Genomic DNA, 20,607 nt, shown 5'->3' on the forward strand with positions numbered 1-20,607 from the left:
ATCCTTAACTGCTTAGGTAATTTACCATAGCATATTCTGTATAATAGCCTTTTATGGATTCAATTAGGTTTATCTGAAACTTCAGCTGAAGTTCCTGAACATCCAATACGTCATTAAAATCTATCGTGCCTGTTTCATAGTTCTTGATCAATATTTCTTCTGCATCATTAGCCTGTTGCAAATTCTTTAGCTGTACATTGAACTTAATTTTCATACTGTTTCGGTTGTACTGGGCCTGCGCCAGAAGCGTTTCAAGTTTATTCAACCTATCTTCTTTTTGCGATGTAATCTCTAACTGCCTCAGTTCATTTTGCTTGGTAATTGACTTGTACCTATTGTTGAAAATTGGGATTGACACTGAAACCATTGGCATCACGATGTCCTTTCCGTTATCGGAAAAATTCATATCAGGACGTTCTGATACCGGAACATAATCCAATCCAAAACCTATATTGGGCGAACTCTCTTTTTGGTTTAATAATTCTGACTGCTCAACAGATTCGTACAGCTTATCATATTTTAAAAGTTCTGGGTTCAGTTTAAGGTTCTCATTAGAGACCAATGGTTCTTCAGCAGGAATAGTCATTTCTTTAGGAACATCGACTACAATTGTTTCATCCCGATTCAATAGATTATTGAATACCGTTTGTTCTGCTAAGAAATCTTGTTCCAGCACTTCTATTTGCTGAACCAGTTCATTCTGACGTATTTGAAGGCGAAGAACATCCACAGCTGAAGCCTTACCAACTTCTACCGATGTCAATGCCAACCGCTCATAGGTTTCCAATAATTGAATGTTTTCATCCAAAACAAGTTGTTTTGCCTTGATTGAATATAGTTTGTAATAGGATTGTGATATCGATAGTGCTAACCTTCGTTTCGCAATAACAATATCCACATATTGTGCGTCTGCCATTGAACTCGCATAATTTTCCCTCGCGGTAACAGTGCCAAACCAAGGCAGCATTTGGGATACCGAAAAGCGCGCACGTTGTGCACCCGTCCGGGTTTCGGGTTCGCTCACAAAATAACCTGCTCCAACAAGCGTATTGGGCAACCAATCGGCTTCGTTTACTTTTTCTTCGGCGATATTGTAACGCAGCTCAAATGCCTGAATTTCTGGACTGTTCTTTTCGGCTTCCTGAATATAGGATGCCAACTGTTGTGCATCAGCTTTCGTGAAAGCGATAAATAGAAGTGCTATTACAATTATATATCTCATCTAATGGTTCTTTTCAATTGAAATTCTTTTGTCCAGCTAAATAAAACCGGTACAACAAATAAGGTTATAAGTGCAATTAACATCCCTCCAAACGATGGGATTGCCATAGGAATCATTATGTCGCTACCTCTTCCTGTTGATGTTAATACTGGCAATAAAGCCAGTATAGTAGTGGCAGTTGTCATTAGACACGGACGTATACGTTTTTCACCTGCTTCCACTACTGATGCCCTTATTTCTTTCTTGGTCTCGGGTGTATTCTTATCAAAGGTTTGTGTGAGGTATGTGGCCATTACCACACCATCATCTGTCGCAATACCAAACAGGGCAATAAAGCCCACCCACACAGCTACACTTAAATTTATAGTGTGCATTTGGAACAGGTCTCGCAGGTTTTCTCCGAAAAAGCTAAAATTCAGGAACCAGTCTTGCCCGTAGAACCAAATCATAAGAAACCCTCCAGCAAAGGCTACCGCAATACCGGTAAATACCATCAAGGATGTGCCAACAGAACGGAATTGGAAATAAAGAATTAGAAATATGATAGCTAATGCTAATGGCACAACCACGCTTAAAGTTTTTTCGGCTCTCAGTTGGTTTTCGTAGGTACCTGTAAAGCGATAGTTAATTCCTTTTGGTACAATTAGATCACCGTTATCAATCTTTTGTTGAATGAGCGCTTGGGCATTTTCCACTACATCCACTTCGGCGAAACCGTCCAACTTATCGAAAAGAACATAGCCAATTAAAAAGGTGTCCTCACTTTTAATGACCTGCGGCCCTTGTTCGTATCTTATGGTGGCCAACTCGCTTAAGGGAACCGGACTTCCTTTTTCTACTGGAACATAAATGTCTTGCAAATCTGCAGGATTTGCGCGTAATTCCCTGGGGTAGCGCACACGAATGCCGTAGCGTTCCCTACCTTCCACTGTTTGCGAAAGTACCATCCCACCTACAGAGACCTGTATCACTTGCTGTACCTGTTCTATGGTTATGCCATAGCGAGCAAGTCGTTCTCTATCAATATCTATAAGTAGGTATGGTTTTCCAACAATCCTATCTGCAAAGACCGCTTCTTCTTTTACGCCTTCGGCCTGTTTTAAGATATCTTCCAATTGTACCCCAAACGCCTCAATTTCTTTTAAATCCTGTCCTTTCACCTTAATTCCCATAGGTGCTCGCATACCAGTCTGTAGCATTACCAAGCGTGTTTCTATGGGCTGTAGCTTGGGCGCAGACGTAACACCTGGAAGTTTGGTAACCTTGACGATTTCTTTCCAAATATCGTCTGGTGATTCAATTTCAGGTCTCCAATTTCTAAAGTATTCTCCATCGTCATCTGGAATGAGCTGTGCCCTTGTTACAGAGAATGGATTCGTAATCTTTGAGGCTTTATACTCATCATCTTCTACTTCAATTTCACTATTAGGGTTAGTCACTAAACTACCATCCTTTAAAACAAATAAGCCGTCTTCGTTTACCTTAAAGCGTTGTCTTTCGCGATGTTCATTTAAAATGTATTCAGATTTGTATTGAATGACATTCTCATACATTGACAATGGTGCTGGGTCTAATGCAGATTCTGTGCGCCCAGACTTACCCACGACGGTTTCAATTTCTGGAATGCTCGCAACGGCCATATCGAGTTGCTGTAGTACACGTTTATTTTCCTCCACACCTGCGTGCGGCATTGATGTGGGCATAAGGAGAAAAGATCCTTCGTTAAGTGAAGGCATAAACTCTTTTCCAGTATTACGCATAATCATCACTCCAAAAATTACAATGGCAGTAGGTAGCGAAAGAAACAACAGCTTATTGCGTAATGCCCAATTTAAGATTCTCACATAGTAATTTCTAAACAGGGTAAAAACTCCGAGAAGTCCAAAACAGATAAGACCAACGAAGATTAAGTTGATAAGAATACTTCGATCAACGCCCAATGGTCTCCAATATTCTGCCAGTAAAAATATGATAGCAAAAGCCGACACAAATATGTTAATGATGTTGGCACGTTTTGATGTAATCTTTTCCTTTAATGAAAGGAAGCCAACCACACCAAATGCAACTAATATTAATCCGAGAGGATAGCCAAAAATTAGAGCCAAAACGCCAAAAACAATCAATGCTCCATTTAACACATAGCTAAAAGTAGTTTTTATGTTTCTCTTCTTAAAGAAATAAGCCGCGAAAGGGGGTATCAAAAACAATGCAACAATAAGAGATGCGGTAAGAGCTGCCGTTTTGGTAAAAGCCAACGGCCTAAATAATTTCCCTTCTGCACCAATCATAGTAAACACAGGAATGAAACTTATTATAGTTGTCATTACTGCCGTTAAGATGGCTCCAGAAACTTCGGCAGTTGCGTTATAAACAACAGTATTCATAGGTAGATTCTCGTCATTTTCATCTATATGTCGCAAAACATTTTCTGAAAGTATGACGCCCACATCGACCATTGTTCCAATAGCAATAGCAATCCCTGACAATGCTACAATATTTGCATCTACGTTGAACAGTTTCATTGAAATGAAAACCATTAAAACCGCTACGGGCAAAAGACCTGATATCAATACGGAAGCCCTTAAATTGAAGACCATAATAATAATCACAAAAATGGTAATCAATATCTCTAAAGTGAGCGCTTCATCAAGCGTGCCCAAGGTTTCCTGGATTAATTCCGTTCTGTCATAAAACGGTACTATGGTCAATTGCGAAGTCCTCCCATCGCTTAATGTTTTTGATGGAAGCCCAGAACTTAACTCGTTTATTTTTTCTTTTACGTTGTTAATGACTTCCATAGGATTGGCACCATAGCGGGCTACTACAACACCACCAACTGCCTCTGCACCTTCTTTGTCCAATAAGCCTCTTCTTGTAGCAGGACCGTGTGTTACTTTTGCGATATCTTTTATACGAATGGATGTAAAATCCTTTGAAGTAACTACCGCGTTTTCTAAATCAGAAAGTTTTTTTATGTAACCCAATCCTCTTATGAGATATTCAGCTTGGTTGATTTCAAGCGTTTGTGCGCCAACATCCTTATTGCTCTGTTTAACCGCTTTCACAACCTCATTTAAACCTATGTTGTATTGCCGCATTAATTCAGGATTCACATCTACTTGATATTCTAATACATATCCACCGATGGAAGCCACTTCTGAAACGCCACTTGCAGATGACAACGCATATTTTACATAGAAGTCTTGGATGCTTCTTAATTCTTGTAAATCCCAACCGCCAGTTACATTACCGTTTTCATCACGACCTTCCAGGGTATACCAATAAATCTGTCCAAGGCCTGTGGCATCAGGTCCTAAAGCAGGGTTTACACCATCGGGAAGTAATCCAGCCGGTAATGAATTTAATTTTTCAAGAATTCGGCTACGGCTCCAATAGAATTCAATATCTTCTTCAAATATGATGTAGATACTTGAAAATCCAAACATAGAAGAACTTCTAATCGTTTTGACACCGGGAATTCCAAGTAGTGAGGTGGTTAACGGATAAGTTATTTGGTCTTCGATATCCTGAGGGGAACGACCGTCCCATTTCGTAAATACGATTTGCTGGTTTTCACCGATATCAGGTATGGCATCCACGGCCACGGGGTTTCGGGGCAGTGAACCCGTGTTCCATTCAAATGGTGCGTTTACCACACCCCAAGCGACGAAAAGGGCTAATAGCAATACAGCTACTAATTTATTTTCTATTAAAAATTTAATGCTCTTATTCAGCATAAAAAAATGAGTTTTAAGTAATAACAATACTTGTTGAGGAAACAAGATATAAGCAGTTTAGTCCAAACAAGTTAAGATTGGACTTAAGAGTTATTTACTTAAAAATCAAATGAGGAAAGTCTGGTCTAAGACTTGAACATCTCTTATGAGGGGTGGTGGGGAATAATTTATAAATGTTTTCTTATCTGAGTTTTCATATTCAAATAAATATAAATAAGATTGGACTAATGAAACAACAAATATTTGGTGTTCTTTATCCAACTTTTCAAAGGAAATTTTTAAGGTGTCTTGTCCTTCCAAAAGCAGTTGTTCATCACTACAACAATTATTCTTGGTAATATCACAATTTAAAGAAGTGGAAGTTTTTTGTACTTCCATACCACAGGTTTCTACTTTTCCAAACAATGAAGAATCAACTAAAACATCACCACAATAGTGACTCGCCAACGTAAAAGAAAACGTTGAAAACAGCACTAAAAGTGCCATAAAAAATGATGATAATTTTAAGAAAACCTTTTTCATTAAGAATACAAAGCTAAAAAAAAATTAGAAGATTTCTTTTATTTAACAAAGAGTTTAGTTTATAAAAACCTAGAGACTATTTTACATCTGGATTAAGATTACTGCAAATAACATAAAGTTAGAATCGATTTTATATGACGGAAGTCATATTTTTTCATAGTCAACTAATTTACATTCGTAACGTTAACTAAAATCTACTCTTAACTAAAATATAATACTAAAATCTAATTATTTAACATATATTTTAAATATTTTATATAAAATTATTAAATTTATTACGTGAAATCTTTTTTTACCAAAATATTAGCCTTCTTTTTAACAGCTACTATATTTTTTAGTACTTCTTCGTTTACAGTAGATATGCACTTCTGCTGTAATAAATTGGTGGATATGGCACTTTTGGGTAAAGCCAAAGTCTGTCAAGACAAGGAACTAGAGAAAGATTCCACCACTAAGCAATGCACTTCTATTCAAGAAAAAGACTGCTGCAGCAATCAAACTTTGGTCAAAACAGGCGATGATACCATAAAAAAGGTTAATACCCAACTTGAGTCTGAAGATATATTCTTTCTTAGAACCTTCTTTTATACCTACCTTAATCTGTTTGAAGGGCTTGAAGCAAACATCGTCCCTTTCAAACACTATAGGCCGCCTTTGCTATCTAAGGACTTACAAGTTCTCAACGAGATTTATTTAATTTGATTTTCTTCCCTGTAGATTGAACGTATCAATCTGTATTCTATCTTATAATCAAAGAACCACTTCTGGTTAAAGATTGTTGTAAACCGTTATTCCACAACACATTTCATCAATTTAAACATGTAAGGCCAAAACCTTATGATCTATTGAGCTCCATGCCCAATAGCAATACCTATACTAAAATGAGCTCACGAAAAGAATTTTGGATTAAGAATATGGTTTGTAGCAGATGCCTCAAAGTTATAAAACAAGAACTTCAAGAATTAGATATTACTGTACTCTCATTAGAGTTGGGAAGGTTAATGGTAGAAGCACCTAACCTAAATGAAGTTGCCATTACAGATAACGTAACAAGGGTGCTACACGCCAATAGTTTTGAAATAGTAAAAAAAGAAGAAGAGATGCTTGTTGAAAGAATGAAGATCATTCTAATTGAACAACTGCAAGAGTTGCCGTTACATATTAAAGTAAAGATATCTGAACTATTAGCATCAAGTCTTCACAAGGATTACAAGACATTAAGCAAACTATTCTCAACCAATGAAAAAACAACCATTGAAAAGTACTTTATCAAATTGAAGATAGAGAAGGTTAAAGAACTTATCCAACTTAAGCAACATACCTTTTCAGATATAGGCTATCTACTGGATTATAGCAGTGTAAATCATTTATCCAGGCAGTTTAAGGAAGTCGTAGGAATGAGTATGACAGATTACAAAAACATAGGAAATTGGAAGCGTAGGTTCTATGATGAAATCATATAAATAAGAAAGAAAATTATGAAGATGAAATACTTTAAAAGTAGGTAGGTTTACATTCAATTTAAGCCTGGACATCTCCTCACGGCTTGTGTTGATAACCCCTCAATTATCTCACAAGCCAGTTCAGGCCCTTCGAATGATGAAAAGTAAGAATTAACCAAAAAAAATAAAACAATGAAAAAAATATTAATAGTGATTTTAATAATTCCTTTTATGGGAATTGCGCAAACCTTGGAAAATTTAGATTATATATCACCTTTTAACAATGGCATCGCCGCCGTTAAAAAAGGAAACGAATGGGGTTTTATTGCCAAAGACGGAAGCTTATTGATTGATTTTCGCAATGATTTGGTTCTCACAAAAACGGATAACGCCAATTATCCAATTTTCAAAAACGATAGATGCTTGATTGCACATCATAAGGATGGGGTTCTCTACTACGGATATATAAATAAAGATGGGGTAACAGTTATTACACCTGAATTCCTGAACGCTTCTAATTTTAAAAATGGTTCGGCCATTGTACTGAAGTTGGTCAAGGAACAACTTGGGAGCAACGAACTTATGAAGAACGTGGTGAACTACCACTATTTCGAAGTAATTATTGATAAGGATGGAGAAATTCGTCAGTATTTAAATGAAGATCCGATACACATTACACTTTCAAAGAGGTATTTGAAAGTGGCTCCTAATATAACTTCAAAATTTATTTCTGAAGACCTTATTGCAATTGAGGGAATCAATAAAAAATGGAAGATCAAAAAAATAAATTAAAACAGATATAATTTCAATTTCAAAAACAAAAACAATGAAAAATCACTGGTTATGGATGGTCATTGGTTGTGGCCTTCCCTTGTTACTCATCTTTTTTGCTCCTTCAATTGGTATTGGAGGCGGAACCTGGCTTTTTGCATTCATTTTATTAATGTTCGCCATACACCTAATGATGCCAATGCAACACGGAACTCACACCCATGGATTATCTGATAAAAATTTGGATAAAAATGATAAGAAATACGATCAAGAAGGGAACATCACTAAAACAAAAACAAGATGAAACAAAAATTTCAAATAGAGGGAATCAGTTGTGGTGGATGTGTAACAAGGGTCAAGAAGACTTTAGAAGAACACCCCAATATCGAAAAGGCAGAAATTTTTCTGGAACCAAAAGGAGCAACGCTCATCACAATGACGGAAAATCTTTCAATTACTGAATTGCAAAAGCAGCTCAGCAAACTTAACGGGTACACAATTACATAAATAAATTAATTAAAACCAAAAATTATGCATTTATACGACGGACATTTTGGAGGAATGCACCTAATATGGTGGATTATATGGATTATTTTATTGGCTTGGATTTTCTTTATCCCAACAGATATTCCCTACCAAAAATCAAAAAAAGAAAAGCCATTGGATATCCTAAAAAAAAGGTTTGCCAGGGGTGAAATCTCAAAGGAGGAATTTGAAGAATATAAAAAATTAATAAACCCAGATAACTAACCTAAAAACACATAAACTATGTATCGATTGAACGTAAAAAAATTTGGTTTTGCCCTCGGTCTTACTGGAGCTTTGATTTATTTGGGCTGTATGATCGTGATGGCAACAGCGGGACAAGAAGGAACGATTATATTTTTCAATAGTCTTTTACACGGTCTGGACACAAGCAATATAATAAGAATGGACGTTCCCCTTTTGGAAGCATTTTTCGGTATTGTTCAAACCTTCATTTTAGGTTGGTTAATTGGAGCGTGCATTGCAGCATTTTACAATGCCCAAATTAAAAGGGGATAATTTTTTATCAGGGAAAATTTAAAAGCATTTGGCAATAAACCTCTTTAATTAGAACATAACTATATAAAATAAGTTTTAAATCCTTAATAATGCAGAATAAGAAACCTCTTAGAAATATTAAAACAATAGCTGTTCCAGTATTAATTTGGGCAGGCATCTTCTATTTCCTGGTACACCCTTTTACAATGGTGCTCTATTGGTTTGAATATAGTAACACAGTGTTTTCGTTTTCCCTGTTTCAAGATGTTTTAAAAACCCGATTTTTAGAGTCTTTCACTTTTGATATGAGTGGAATGGGAGGTTTACTCACGCTCTTAGGTGGTCTGTTGGGACTACTGTCTGGTTTGTTTTGGATAAACCTTAAAAGGAAAAATGAACTCATTGGAACACAACAACGATTACTTGTTCAAGATATCGAGGCATTAATCCAAGCTGGCGAAAATGAACGGGTCGAGTTGAAGTCTTCCATACGTTATGACTATTACCGTAAATCAACCAATCGCGACCTAGAAGTTATCATAGCCAAAACCATCACAGGGTTTATGAACGCAAAAGGTGGAAAACTTATAATTGGTGTTGATGACGAAGGAAATGTTCTGGGATTGGAAAAAGATTATAAAACCCTAAAGCATAAAAACATGGATGGGTATGAACGTGCGGTGTTCAGGATTATTTCTACGCAATTGGGGCACGAGGCTTGTTTCAGCAACCATATTTCATTTTACAGTATTAATGAAAAAGATGTGTGCGTAGTGGATATCGAACCTTCGGAAAAACCCATTTATGTCAACGATACCGAAAACACCACATTCTATGTGCGTACTGGCAATGCAACCTACCCATTGACTGTTAAAGAAGCTGTTAATTATTTAGAAAATAGAAAGCAATAGGTCTATGCAATACGTCTGGTTTATATGGTCTCTCATTATCCTTGCACTTTGGGCAGTTATTTTCTTGTCTAAAAAAGGGAATAGAAAAGAAATGCTTAAAATGAGCCTTATTACGATGCCCTTTGGTTTAACAGAACCATTATTTGTACCAGAATATTGGATGCCACCTTCCTTATTCCATTTAGCGGAAAGAATAGGTTTTGATATTGAGAGCCTTATCTTCTCTTTTGCCATTGGCGGAATAGGGACGGTACTCTACAATCTTATTTTTAAAAGAAGACTTGCCCAAATACCGCATAGCGAACGAAGTCATAGCAGGCACCGATTGCATATTTTTCTACTTTTTACGCCAGCATACGTGTTCATCATTCTAGCGCTATTTACGTCGTTCAATCACATTTATTGCGGTATTATAGCTTTGTTCATAGGTGGCTTGGCAACACTTTATTGTCGTCCGGATTTAAAAGGAAAGATATGGGTTGGGGGAATTCTGTTTACCATACTGTACTTCATTTATTTCGGAAGCATCCTTCCGTTTTATCCGCAATATGTGGAGCTGTACTGGAATATGGACAACCTGACCCATATTCTTGTTTTAGGAATTCCAATTGAAGAATTATTATTCGCTTTCACCTTTGGTATGTATTGGTCTGGATTATATGAACACTTGTATTGGAGAAAACTTATAAAATCAAAAGAAATATCAACCAACTAATACATTCAAACTATGAAAAAACTATTGGCCATAGATGGTTCAGATTTCAGTAAAGTAGCCATTCACGAACTTATAAAAATGACCCTATCCTCAAATAGTGAAATTCATATTATAAATGTTTATGAAGTTCCGAAAACAACCGGCCTGGGATTGCATACTATGGGCGGCAGGATAGGAAATTACATAGAAGAAATTAGAAGTAACGCTCAAAAATTGGGAAACAAAATTGTTTCAGAAGCTTCCGATAAAATCAAGGCCGAAAACAAGGCACTTACTATAACCACAAGTGTTGTTAGTGGCCTGCCCAAAAGTACTATTTATGAAAAAGCAGAAGATTGGGGTGCAGATTTAATTGTAGTAGGCTCTCAGGGTCACGGTGCTTTTTCTCGCTTAGTATTGGGCTCTGTATCCCAATATTTGACCACAAATGCCAAATGTTCAGTACTCATTGCAAGAGATAGAAATAAAAAATGAAAGAAAAGCAAACACATAGCATTACATTAGAATCCACTTGTAAGATAACAGATGAAATCTGTCTTCCCGATACCAAATTACCTCGTGTGGTTATCGTTGGTGGAGGATTTGCAGGTTTGGCATTGGTTGAAAAACTGAAACACAAAGAAGTTCAAGTGGTTTTACTCGATAAAAATAACTTCCATCAATTTCAACCTTTATTATATCAAGTGGCAACGAGTGCGTTGGAACCTGATAGCATAGTATTTCCATTCAGAAAACAAATTAATGGATATAAAAATGTATTGTTTCGTTTGGCTGAAGTTGAGAAAATTCAACCTGATTCAAATACTATATTGACCAATAAGGGAAGTGTTTCTTATGACTATTTAGTGTTGGCTACTGGCACGACCACCAATTTCTTTGGGATGGATTCTATGGCCGAAAATAGTTTGGGGATGAAGGATATTCGCGATTCCCTCAACATCCGCCATATGATGTTGCAAAATTTAGAACAGGCTGCCATTACCTGTGATGATGATGAACGGGACGCCCTAACAAATTTTGTAATTGTAGGTGGTGGTCCTGCCGGTGTAGAGATGGCAGGAGCATTGGCTGAATTCTGTAAATACATTCTACCCAAAGATTATCCAGAGTATCCTGCTTCCATTATGAACATTTATTTAATAGAAGCCATTGATGAGTTGTTAAGTACAATGTCTGATAAAGCATCTTCGAAAACCCTCAAATATTTAGAGGATTTAAATGTAAAGGTATTATTAAATGAAGCTGTAAGCAATTATGATGGAAAGGAAGTCACTACCAAAAGTGATAAGACCATTTTGGCTAAAAACCTTATCTGGACGGCTGGCGTAAAAGGACAATTCCCAAATGGTATTGATGGAAAACACGTAGTCAGAGGCAACCGTATTAAAACCAATGCCAATTTAAAAGTAGAAGGCTACGAAAATATTTTTGCCATAGGTGATATCGCAGCACTCATTTCCAAAGAAACCCCAAAAGGACATCCACAAGTAGCACAGACCGCTATTCAACAAGGTAAATACCTGGGCGATTCGATATTAAATATCATAAATAACAAATCCATAAAACCTTTCAAATATAAAGATAAAGGTTCCTTAGCAACCGTAGGTAAACGCAAGGCAGTTGCCGATTTGGGCAAATTTAAATTTGCAGGCTATTTCGCCTGGTTGCTGTGGTCCGTTGTTCACTTGATGTCCATAAGTGGATTTAGAAATAGATTGATGGTTGGTTTTAATTGGGCGGTTAGCTATTTCACTTATGAAAAGAGCAACCGCCTGATTATTAGAAACTTTAAACCGAAATCTTCGGTTAAAAACAGAACAAAATAATTTAATAATGAAAAACACCACAGATAAAAATAATAAGCTTTCCCTAATAGGTTCCATATCTCTTGGTACTGGCGTAATGATTGGTGCTGGCATATTTGTCCTTATGGGGCAAATAGCAGAGTTGGTGGGTGATCTATTTCCCATTGCATTTATTGCGGGAGCCTTTGTGGTGGGGTTCAGTTCATATTCCTATGTCAAGTTTTCAAATGCTTTTCCGTCGTCTGGAGGTGTGGTTAAATTTCTTAACAAATCCTATGGGCCTGGAACAACAACTGGGTTTTATTCTTTACTGATGTACGTATCAATGGTAGTTTCAGAAAGTTTGGTGGCCGGCACTTTTGGGGCTTATACACTTAGGCTATTTCCAGATTCCTACGCAAATTATGCCTCTGTTCTTGGAGTGGGACTTATTGTTATTGCTTATATAGTGAATATCCTGGGCAATAAGGTTATTGGTGCAACAGCTACCTTTACAGCAGTTATCAAAGTTTTTGGTATTGCATTGCTCGCCATTGCAGGGTTAATAGTTTCTGGATTTGCAGACATTACAGGAAGCTATATTCCTCAAAATACCGAAGCTTTACCACAGGGCTTTGGCTTTGTGGCTGCATTGGCATTGGCAATCCTTGCCTATAAAGGATTTACAACAATCACGAACCAAGGAGCCGATATTAAAAGCCCGCATAAAAATCTTGGTAGGTCTATCGTGTTTTCCATACTTATCTGCACACTGATATATGTAGCCTTGGCATTAGCTGTTGCGGGAGGTTTAAGCATTCCTGAAATAATCGAAGCTAAAGATTATGCCCTTGCAGCCGCCGCAAAACCTGTTTTTGGGGAATGGGGTTCCTGGATTACCATTGGCATTGCCATTATTGCCACGGTTTCTGGGGTCATTGCCAGTATCTTTTCCTCTTCACGCTTGTTGGCAATGCTCAGCAATATGAAACAGGTGCCTTCTTTAACCAAACTTGGTAGCTTAAAAAATCCAGCACTAGTATTCACGTCTTCCCTCGCCATTTTACTGACCGTGCTTTTCGATTTGACAAGGATAGCATCCATTGGGGCTATTTTTTACCTTATTATGGATATCGCTATCCATTGGGGGCTGTTCCGTCACCTTAAAAACAAAGTGGTTTTTCAGCCTATCATCCCATTAATAGCCATCGTATTGGACATTGCGGTATTGGCAGCTTTTCTTTATATAAAATATCTGAACGATCCTTTGGTGCTTATCGTAGCAGCGATTGGGATTGTTCTAATACTTGTTGCAGAACGCCTTTTTATGATTTCACACACAGACGATGAAGGTAATATGCCAATGGGAATGAAGAATACAAGTGACAAAAACAAAAAAACATAATTAATTAAAAACAATTTATATGAAAAATGTAGCAGTTATAGGTTACGGAGTCATTGGAAAAAGGGTGGCAGATGCCATCAACTTACAAAACGATATGAAGCTTTCGGGAGTATGTGATATCATTAGCGACTGGCGAATTCAAAATGCCGTAAGAAAGGAATACGATATTTATGCAGCTACCCAGGAAGCTGAAGGTAAAATGAAATCCGAAGGAATTTCAGTAAAAGGAAATTTACAGGAGCTTTTAAAGAAATCAGACCTGGTTGTTGATTGTACACCCAAAAAGATTGCCGCTCAAAATGTCGTTATCTACAAGGAGCAAAACATCAAATTTATTGTACAAGGAGGTGAAAAACACGAAACTACAGGTCATTCCTTTAGTGCTGAAAATAATTACAAATCGGCTTTAAACTTGAATGCGACAAGAGTAGTTTCCTGCAACACCACCTCCATTCTTCGTACGTTGACCGCGTTAAAAAGGGCCGATTTATTGGACTATGCCAGGGGCACGCTTTTAAGAAGGGCAACAGATCCTTGGGAAAGCCATTTAGGTGGTATTATGAATACGATGGTTCCCGAAAAAGATATCCCAAGCCATCAAGGTCCAGATGCTAAAAGTGTTGACCCAGAATTGGATGTCATCACCGCAGCGGTAAAAGTACCCGAAACATTGAGCCATATGCACTACTGGAATGTGAAATTGAAAAAGCAGGCGACAAAGGAAGAAGTGCTAAATGCTTTCAAAACTTCAAGTCGTATTAAACTAATTCAATATGACCAAGGCCTGGTTTCTAACAATACCATTAAGGAAATGTTCCTGGATATGGGAAGGCCCTGGGGCGATATGTATGAAGTTGCCCTTTGGGAAGATATGCTGAAAGTACAGGGGGACGAACTTTTTTACGCTTACGTAGTCGATAACCAGGCTATTGTAATTCCCGAAACTATTGATGCTATTAGGGCACTTACCGGAATTGAAACAGATGGTGCAACATCAATTTCCAAAACCAATGAAAGTTTAGGCATTCATTAAACACTATTAAGATGAAAAAAAACGAAAATATTACAGAGCTTTTAGGGGAAAAAGCATCCTTCTATCTTGATCACGTTAGCGAAAAGATCACAAAAGATGAATTGCAGTTACCTGGCAGGAACTTTCTCAAGGTATTTGTGAAGAGTAATCGCAGTCCGCAGGTGTTGCGTAGCCTTTCCCAATTATATAACCACGGCAATCTGGGCGGGACAGGCTACTTGAGCATTCTTCCGGTAGACCAGGGTATTGAGCATAGCGCAGCCTTCTCATTCTATAAAAATCCGGATTATTTTGACCCTGAAAACATCATAAAACTTGCTATGGAAGCCGGTTGCAATGGTGTGGCCTCCACATTTGGTGTATTGGGTTTGAATGCTCGAAAATATGCCCATAAAATCCCCTTTATCGTAAAAATTAACCATAACGAATTGCTTACCTATCCCAATAAGTATGACCAAACCTTATTTGGAAAAGTAAAAAATGCCTGGGATATGGGAGCCGTTGCTGTGGGGGCTACCATCTATTTTGGTTCCGAAGAAAGCAACAGGCAGCTTAAAGAAATAGCCGAAGCTTTTGAAGAAGCCCACAATCTGGGAATGGCTACTATTTTATGGTGCTATCTGCGCAACGAAGCTTTTAAAACAGAGAAAGAAGATTACCACTCGGCTGCCGATTTAACAGGACAGGCAAATCATTTGGGTGTCACCACCCAGGCTGACATCATCAAGCAAAAATTACCTGTAAACAATTTCGGCTTTAAAAATATAGGATTTGGCAAATGTGATGATGCGATGTATGAGACCCTTGCCACAGAACACCCCATAGACCTTTGCAGGCTACAGGTGGCAAATTGCTATATGGGAAAAATAGGACTGATTAATTCAGGAGGTGGGTCTAAAGGTGAATCTGATTTAGTTGAGGCAATAACAACTGCCGTCATCAATAAAAGAGCCGGAGGTTCAGGGCTGATAATGGGAAGAAAGGCATTTCAAAAACCTTTCAATAAGGGGATTGAGTTATTGCATTCCGTGCAACAGGTATATCTGGAAGATAGTATAACCATCGCTTAATTATAACAAAAAAATTCAATAGTCAAATTATGTAATTATAACGAAAACATTTCAAAATCAATAAATTATGAAAAACATACTCGTACCAACAGACTTTTCAAAAAATTGCAAGAAAGCAGAAGAACTCGGCATTGAAATGGCAAAGCTTTACAATTCCGAAATTCATTTTTTTCATTTAATAAACACCCCGGTAAACTGGGTTGACCTGGGTAAGGAAAAAGAAAAGAGATATCCAGAAACAGTAAAAGAAATAGGAAGCGCAAGGGCTGATTTGAGGGCTTTGGAGTTAAAAGCGGAACGCGAAGGACTGGAATGTAGGACTTTTCTTGAATTTGATGGCGGACAAGCAAATATCCTACAACATTCAGGACATTTTCATCACGATTTTATTGTTACAGGAAGTAGCGGCACCCATGGTGGAGTTCGGGAACTACTGGGAAGCAATGTAGAAAAAATCGTAAGAAAAGCCGATGTACCTGTAATCGTGGTCAAGAACAAAGAAATATCCTTTCCTTTTAAAGATATCGTTTTTGTTTCAGATTTTCTGGAAGATGTGAGCGAAGCCTTTAAAATGGTTATTTCGCTTGCTACAAAATGCGGTGCACATATCCATTTATTGAGAGTCAACACACAAACTGATTTTAATAGTATTGATAGGGGTTTGAAACCCATTAAGAAGTTCCTAGAAAATTTTCCGGAATTGGAGAAGTACTCAATGAATGTATATAACGAACCTGCTGTTGAAACAGGGATAAATAATTTTTTAAAGTATAAAAATGCTGATTTGATCGCTATGTGTACTCACGGGAGTACAGGATTTTTAAGTCTTTTCTCCAAAAGTATCGCTGAGGGTGTAACCAATCATTCCGAATTGCCGGTGATGACCATTAAATTATAGTTATGAATAAATCAGTTCTGATAAAAAAATATTCAGGTGAGTATCAGGTTTTTGATATAAATAAGCTCATCAACTCCCTACGGCGCTCAAAAGCAGATGAAAATCATGTTCAGGAGATAGCCCGTGAGGTACAAGGGCTCATTGAAGAAGGGATGACCACCAAAAAAATCTATCAATTGGCTTTTAAAATGCTTAAAAGCAGGTCACGGGTAAGCGCATCAAAATATAAGCTTAAAAAAGCCCTGATGGAATTGGGGCCTTCAGGATTTCCGTTCGAAAAATTTGTAGGTAAGCTATTTAAATCTGAAGGCTTCAAGACAGAGGTTGGGGTTATTGTCCAGGGAAATTGCGTACAACATGAAGTAGATGTGATTGCACAAAAAGACAATAAACATTATATGATTGAATGTAAATACCACAGTGACCAAGGCAGCTTTTGCAACGTAAAGATTCCTTTATATATCCATTCACGGTTTTTGGACGTGGAAAGACAATGGGAACATCACAAAGGGCACGAAAGCAAATTACATCAAGGAGGGGTTTATACCAATACCCGTTTTACGACAGATGCCATTCAATATGGTACTTGTGTCGGGCTGTTATTGACAAGTTGGGATTATCCTCAGGGAAATGGACTTAAAGATAGAATAGATAAAGCAGGTCTACATCCATTAACTGCCCTTACGAGCCTAACCAAATCAGAGAAGGTCCAATTACTAAATAAAGGAATCGTGCTCTGTAAAGAGCTGGTCAAAAATCCAGGCTTTTTGGGACAAATCGGTATTAGTAATCCAAGACGAAAAAAAATCCTTGAAGATTCAAAGGAGCTATGTAGAACCCATTAAAATAACAAGATTTCCTGCCCGAGCGGGAATGACAACTAATAACAAAAAAAACAATACAGATGAAAACAGAAGAATTGCAAGAACAGAACAACCTAGATCTAGAGCCATTTTACCAGGCCTTGGAAGATGACCCGAAAATACTTGAAGAAGCATTGGAAATATTATTGGAAATGGTAAACTCCGAGCCAAAATCCATAAAAAAATTGGCGCTTCTTATAAAACAAGATTCCCGCAATCTATATAATGAAATAGTACAGGTATATAAATCGACCCAGGATAAAGGAAACCTGCCTTCCTGCTGTGGTGGACACTAAATAAATGCTATAATGATGACAAACAACAAAATAAACATCCATTTTTTAGGAGCGGCAGGCACAGTAACCGGTTCAAAATATCTGGTAGATACAGGGGATAGAAAGATACTGATAGACTGCGGTCTTTTTCAGGGATTGAAGGAATTACGCCTTAAAAACTGGGAGTATCCACCCGTTAATGTTGCTGATATTGACGCTGTTTTGCTCACCCACGGCCATATGGACCATACAGGGTATTTGCCGAGATTGGTAAAGCAAGGTTTCAAAGGGCCCATTTACGGCACCAATCCCACCTTGGACATCGCAAAAATCATATTGAATGATAGTGCCAAAATACAAGAACAAGAAGCCGAACGTGCCAATAAAGAGGGCTTTTCCAAACACAGTCCTGCTGAACCACTTTACGATTTAAATGATGTAGAAAAAACAATCCCTTACTTCAAAGGAGTACCACCCTCGCAATGGCTACCCATTCTCAAAGATGTGAAGGCGAGGTTTCAATACAACGGACACATCCTCGGTGCCACATACATTGAGTTAGATATACGCGGAAAACATTTCGTGTTTTCTGGCGATATAGGCAGAACAAACGATTTATTACTGTTTCCGCCATTAAAGCCAAAAAAGGCAGATGTATTATTTATTGAATCCACCTACGGGGGAAGATTTCATCCTGATGAAGTAGAAGCACTTCCACAAATTGAAAAATTGGTCAATGACACCATCAACAGAGGTGGTAGCTTATTTGTCCCAAGCTTTTCGGTAGAACGTGCCCAGCTAATGATGCTCATCTTTTGGAAATTGCTCAAGGAGAACAAAATTCCCGAAGTACAAATGATAATGGACAGCCCTATGGGTGCCAACGTATTGGAACTGTTTCATAGAACTCGGGATTGGCACAGATTGGAAGACAACGAATGTGACGAAATGTGCTCATACTTTACTGTCGTAAGAAGTTATCGTGAAACAATGGAATTAAGAACAGATAACAAACCCAAAATCGTGATTGCAGGAAGCGGAATGCTCACAGGCGGAAGAATGCTAAACTATCTTGAAACACAGGCACAAAATCCAAATAATACCTTGCTTTTTGTAGGTTATCAAGCTGAAGGCACACGTGGCAGAAAATTATTGGAAGGTGAGAAAGAACTAAAAGTCTATGGAAAATGGGTGCCGTTTAAAATGCAGGTTGCAGAAATTGAAGGGCTTTCGGCACACGCAGACCACGCAGAGCTTATGGACTGGATGGAAAAGATAAAAAACAAACCCGAACGTATTTTCATTGTACACGGTGAAAAAGATAGTGCAGAAGCATTGCAAAAAGGCATCAAGGAAACTTATGGGTGGGATGCAGAAATTCCGCAATTATACACCATCGAAGAAATAGAATAAATCACAACAACCAATAATATATGGACACACACTCAAACATATTAAAATACAAACATCTCGGCATCTATACCCAAAACGAAAATATAGTGTATATGCGCGAAGATTGCCACGTCTGTATTTCAGAAGGGTTTGAGGCACTTACCCGAATAAGAATATCGAACGCAAGTACATCAATCGTTGCAAGTCTTAATGTTCTGAATTCTGATATCCTTTTGCCTAATGAAATCGGACTATCAGATGCTGCTGCGAAAAAACTGAATGTTTCCCCAAACGATACATTATATGTTTCCCATTTAGAACCTATAGAATCCTTAAGCCACGTCAGGGCGAAAATTTATAATCAAAAACTGGATTATTCAGCATTTAATGAAATCATAACCGATATCGTTGAAGGCGATTATTCCAACATCCATCTTTCGGCATTTATTACTGCCTGTGCTGGCGACCGAATGGATATTGACGAAATATCTGACCTTACCAAAGCAATGATTGCTTCTGGTAAGCAAATGAATTGGGACAAAGAAATTGTGGTCGATAAACATTGCATTGGCGGATTGCCTGGAAATAGAACCACCCCATTAGTGGTTGCTATTGTCGCTGCGTATGGACTTACAATGCCTAAAACATCCTCACGCGCCATCACTTCGCCAGCAGGCACAGCGGATACTATGGAAGTACTGACTAATGTGACGCTTTCTTTAGAAGAAATAAAGACCGTGGTAGAAAAAGAAGGCGGTTGTTTTGTTTGGGGCGGAACAGCCCAATTAAGTCCTGCGGATGATGTGCTCATCAAAATTGAAAAAGCCTTGGATATTGATAGTGAAGGGCAGCTCATTGCTTCGGTACTCTCTAAAAAAGCAGCAGCTGGTTCCACTCACGTGGTCATTGATATTCCCGTGGGAGAAACCGCCAAGGTTCGCAGTACCGAAATGGCAGAAAAACTAAAAAATCATATGGAAACTGTTGGAACTGCTGTTGGGTTGAATGTAAAAGTTGTAGTTACGGATGGCACGCAGCCTGTTGGAAGGGGTATCGGTCCAACATTAGAAGCCATAGATATATTAAAAGTTTTGAAAAATGAGGAAGATGCACCTAAAGACTTAACAGAAAGAGCATTGCTTTTAGCTACTGAACTATTAGAACTTTCTGGAAAAGTAGAAAAAGGAAAGGGACTGGAAACCGCACGTGAAATTCTCAAATCTGGAAAAGCATATGAAAAATTCATAGCCATTTGTAAGGCGCAAGGTCAATTTTCAAAACCAGTTTTAGCACCTTATAAAATTGAAATTAAAGCTGAAAAGTCAGGCGTTTTGCAACGAATTGATAACCGAAAAATCGCAAAACTTGCCAAGCTTTCCGGCGCACCGCAGTCTAAATCGGCAGGGATTCTTTTGAATGTCCATTTAAATGAAAAAATCGAAATAGACCAATTGTTATATACCATATATGCTGAATCCAAAGGCGAACTCAACTATGCTCTGGAATATAAAAACAACCATAATGACATCATAACTATAATTTAA

The 20,607-nt window shown here is 37.8% G+C and carries 22 protein-coding genes; 19 read left to right on the forward strand and 3 right to left on the reverse strand.

Translation table 11 applies throughout. The annotated features are described in order from the left end of the window. Positions 1 to 4 precede the first annotated feature (4 nt). From MKO06_RS09825 to MKO06_RS09835, 3 genes are all read right to left on the reverse strand, one after another. The gene (locus tag MKO06_RS09825) at positions 5 to 1,222 is read right to left on the reverse strand and encodes a TolC family protein (protein WP_241552001.1); all 1,218 of its coding nucleotides are present in this window, start codon (positions 1,220 to 1,222) and stop codon (positions 5 to 7) included. Continuing rightward, positions 1,219 to 4,959 (reverse strand): efflux RND transporter permease subunit, encoded by a 3,741-nt coding sequence (locus MKO06_RS09830; RefSeq protein WP_241552002.1) that lies wholly within the window; start codon positions 4,957 to 4,959, stop codon positions 1,219 to 1,221. The genes MKO06_RS09825 and MKO06_RS09830 overlap by 4 nt, the downstream gene beginning before the upstream one ends. A gap of 105 nt (positions 4,960 to 5,064) precedes the next feature. Then, positions 5,065 to 5,481 (reverse strand): HYC_CC_PP family protein, encoded by a 417-nt coding sequence (locus MKO06_RS09835; RefSeq protein ID WP_416173196.1) that lies wholly within the window; start codon positions 5,479 to 5,481, stop codon positions 5,065 to 5,067. Positions 5,482 to 5,760: 279 nt separating this feature from the next. On the opposite strand from MKO06_RS09835, the gene MKO06_RS09840 reads away from it, so the two are divergent. From MKO06_RS09840 to MKO06_RS09930, 19 genes are all read left to right on the forward strand, one after another. Next, positions 5,761 to 6,183 carry an HYC_CC_PP family protein gene (locus MKO06_RS09840; protein WP_241552004.1) on the forward strand — a complete coding sequence of 141 codons (423 nt, stop codon included), beginning with the start codon at positions 5,761 to 5,763 and terminating at the stop codon, positions 6,181 to 6,183. A gap of 179 nt (positions 6,184 to 6,362) precedes the next feature. Further along, positions 6,363 to 6,944 carry a helix-turn-helix domain-containing protein gene (locus tag MKO06_RS09845; RefSeq protein WP_241552005.1) on the forward strand — a complete coding sequence of 194 codons (582 nt, stop codon included), beginning with the start codon at positions 6,363 to 6,365 and terminating at the stop codon, positions 6,942 to 6,944. A 171-nt stretch (positions 6,945 to 7,115) separates the two neighbouring features. Further along, positions 7,116 to 7,715, forward strand: coding sequence for a WG repeat-containing protein (locus MKO06_RS09850; protein ID WP_241552006.1), 600 nt, complete (start codon positions 7,116 to 7,118; stop codon positions 7,713 to 7,715). Positions 7,716 to 7,749: 34 nt separating this feature from the next. Next, positions 7,750 to 7,998 carry a hypothetical protein gene (locus MKO06_RS09855; protein ID WP_241552007.1) on the forward strand — a complete coding sequence of 83 codons (249 nt, stop codon included), beginning with the start codon at positions 7,750 to 7,752 and terminating at the stop codon, positions 7,996 to 7,998. Beyond that, positions 7,995 to 8,201 carry a heavy-metal-associated domain-containing protein gene (locus tag MKO06_RS09860; protein WP_241552008.1) on the forward strand — a complete coding sequence of 69 codons (207 nt, stop codon included), beginning with the start codon at positions 7,995 to 7,997 and terminating at the stop codon, positions 8,199 to 8,201. The genes MKO06_RS09855 and MKO06_RS09860 overlap by 4 nt, the downstream gene beginning before the upstream one ends. A gap of 24 nt (positions 8,202 to 8,225) precedes the next feature. Next, positions 8,226 to 8,444: an SHOCT domain-containing protein gene (locus tag MKO06_RS09865; RefSeq protein ID WP_156284560.1), complete on the forward strand. Its 219-nt coding sequence runs from the start codon at positions 8,226 to 8,228 to the stop codon at positions 8,442 to 8,444. A gap of 18 nt (positions 8,445 to 8,462) precedes the next feature. After that, positions 8,463 to 8,738 (forward strand): DUF5676 family membrane protein, encoded by a 276-nt coding sequence (locus MKO06_RS09870; RefSeq protein WP_156284558.1) that lies wholly within the window; start codon positions 8,463 to 8,465, stop codon positions 8,736 to 8,738. A gap of 89 nt (positions 8,739 to 8,827) precedes the next feature. Then, entirely contained in the window at positions 8,828 to 9,628 is an 801-nt protein-coding gene (locus tag MKO06_RS09875; protein WP_241552009.1) for an AlbA family DNA-binding domain-containing protein, read from the forward strand. Positions 9,629 to 9,632: 4 nt separating this feature from the next. Further along, positions 9,633 to 10,343 (forward strand): lycopene cyclase domain-containing protein, encoded by a 711-nt coding sequence (locus MKO06_RS09880; protein WP_241552010.1) that lies wholly within the window; start codon positions 9,633 to 9,635, stop codon positions 10,341 to 10,343. 12 nt (positions 10,344 to 10,355) lie between these two features. Next, positions 10,356 to 10,817 (forward strand): universal stress protein, encoded by a 462-nt coding sequence (locus MKO06_RS09885; protein WP_241552011.1) that lies wholly within the window; start codon positions 10,356 to 10,358, stop codon positions 10,815 to 10,817. Beyond that, the gene (locus MKO06_RS09890) at positions 10,814 to 12,169 is read left to right on the forward strand and encodes an NAD(P)/FAD-dependent oxidoreductase (protein ID WP_241552012.1); all 1,356 of its coding nucleotides are present in this window, start codon (positions 10,814 to 10,816) and stop codon (positions 12,167 to 12,169) included. Before MKO06_RS09885 ends, MKO06_RS09890 begins: the two co-directional genes overlap by 4 nt. Positions 12,170 to 12,176: 7 nt before the next feature. Next, positions 12,177 to 13,532 (forward strand): APC family permease, encoded by a 1,356-nt coding sequence (locus MKO06_RS09895; protein WP_241552013.1) that lies wholly within the window; start codon positions 12,177 to 12,179, stop codon positions 13,530 to 13,532. Positions 13,533 to 13,551: 19 nt separating this feature from the next. Then, positions 13,552 to 14,565, forward strand: coding sequence for a type II glyceraldehyde-3-phosphate dehydrogenase (locus MKO06_RS09900; protein ID WP_241552014.1), 1,014 nt, complete (start codon positions 13,552 to 13,554; stop codon positions 14,563 to 14,565). An 11-nt stretch (positions 14,566 to 14,576) separates the two neighbouring features. Next, the gene (locus tag MKO06_RS09905; RefSeq protein ID WP_156284546.1) at positions 14,577 to 15,635 is read left to right on the forward strand and encodes a class I fructose-bisphosphate aldolase; all 1,059 of its coding nucleotides are present in this window, start codon (positions 14,577 to 14,579) and stop codon (positions 15,633 to 15,635) included. 67 nt (positions 15,636 to 15,702) lie between these two features. After that, entirely contained in the window at positions 15,703 to 16,533 is an 831-nt protein-coding gene (locus MKO06_RS09910; protein WP_156284544.1) for a universal stress protein, read from the forward strand. A gap of 2 nt (positions 16,534 to 16,535) precedes the next feature. Further along, positions 16,536 to 17,378: a restriction endonuclease gene (locus MKO06_RS09915; protein ID WP_156284542.1), complete on the forward strand. Its 843-nt coding sequence runs from the start codon at positions 16,536 to 16,538 to the stop codon at positions 17,376 to 17,378. A gap of 59 nt (positions 17,379 to 17,437) precedes the next feature. After that, positions 17,438 to 17,692, forward strand: coding sequence for a hypothetical protein (locus tag MKO06_RS09920; protein WP_156284540.1), 255 nt, complete (start codon positions 17,438 to 17,440; stop codon positions 17,690 to 17,692). Between the two features lie 15 nt (positions 17,693 to 17,707). Then, a complete protein-coding gene (locus MKO06_RS09925; RefSeq protein ID WP_241552043.1) occupies positions 17,708 to 19,084 on the forward strand; it encodes an MBL fold metallo-hydrolase RNA specificity domain-containing protein in 1,377 nt (458 codons plus the stop codon). A gap of 20 nt (positions 19,085 to 19,104) precedes the next feature. Next, the gene (locus MKO06_RS09930) at positions 19,105 to 20,607 is read left to right on the forward strand and encodes a thymidine phosphorylase family protein (protein WP_241552015.1); all 1,503 of its coding nucleotides are present in this window, start codon (positions 19,105 to 19,107) and stop codon (positions 20,605 to 20,607) included.

It is taken from the genome of Christiangramia oceanisediminis, assembly GCF_022570735.2.
GTDB classification, from domain to species: Bacteria; Bacteroidota; Bacteroidia; order Flavobacteriales; family Flavobacteriaceae; genus Christiangramia; species Christiangramia oceanisediminis.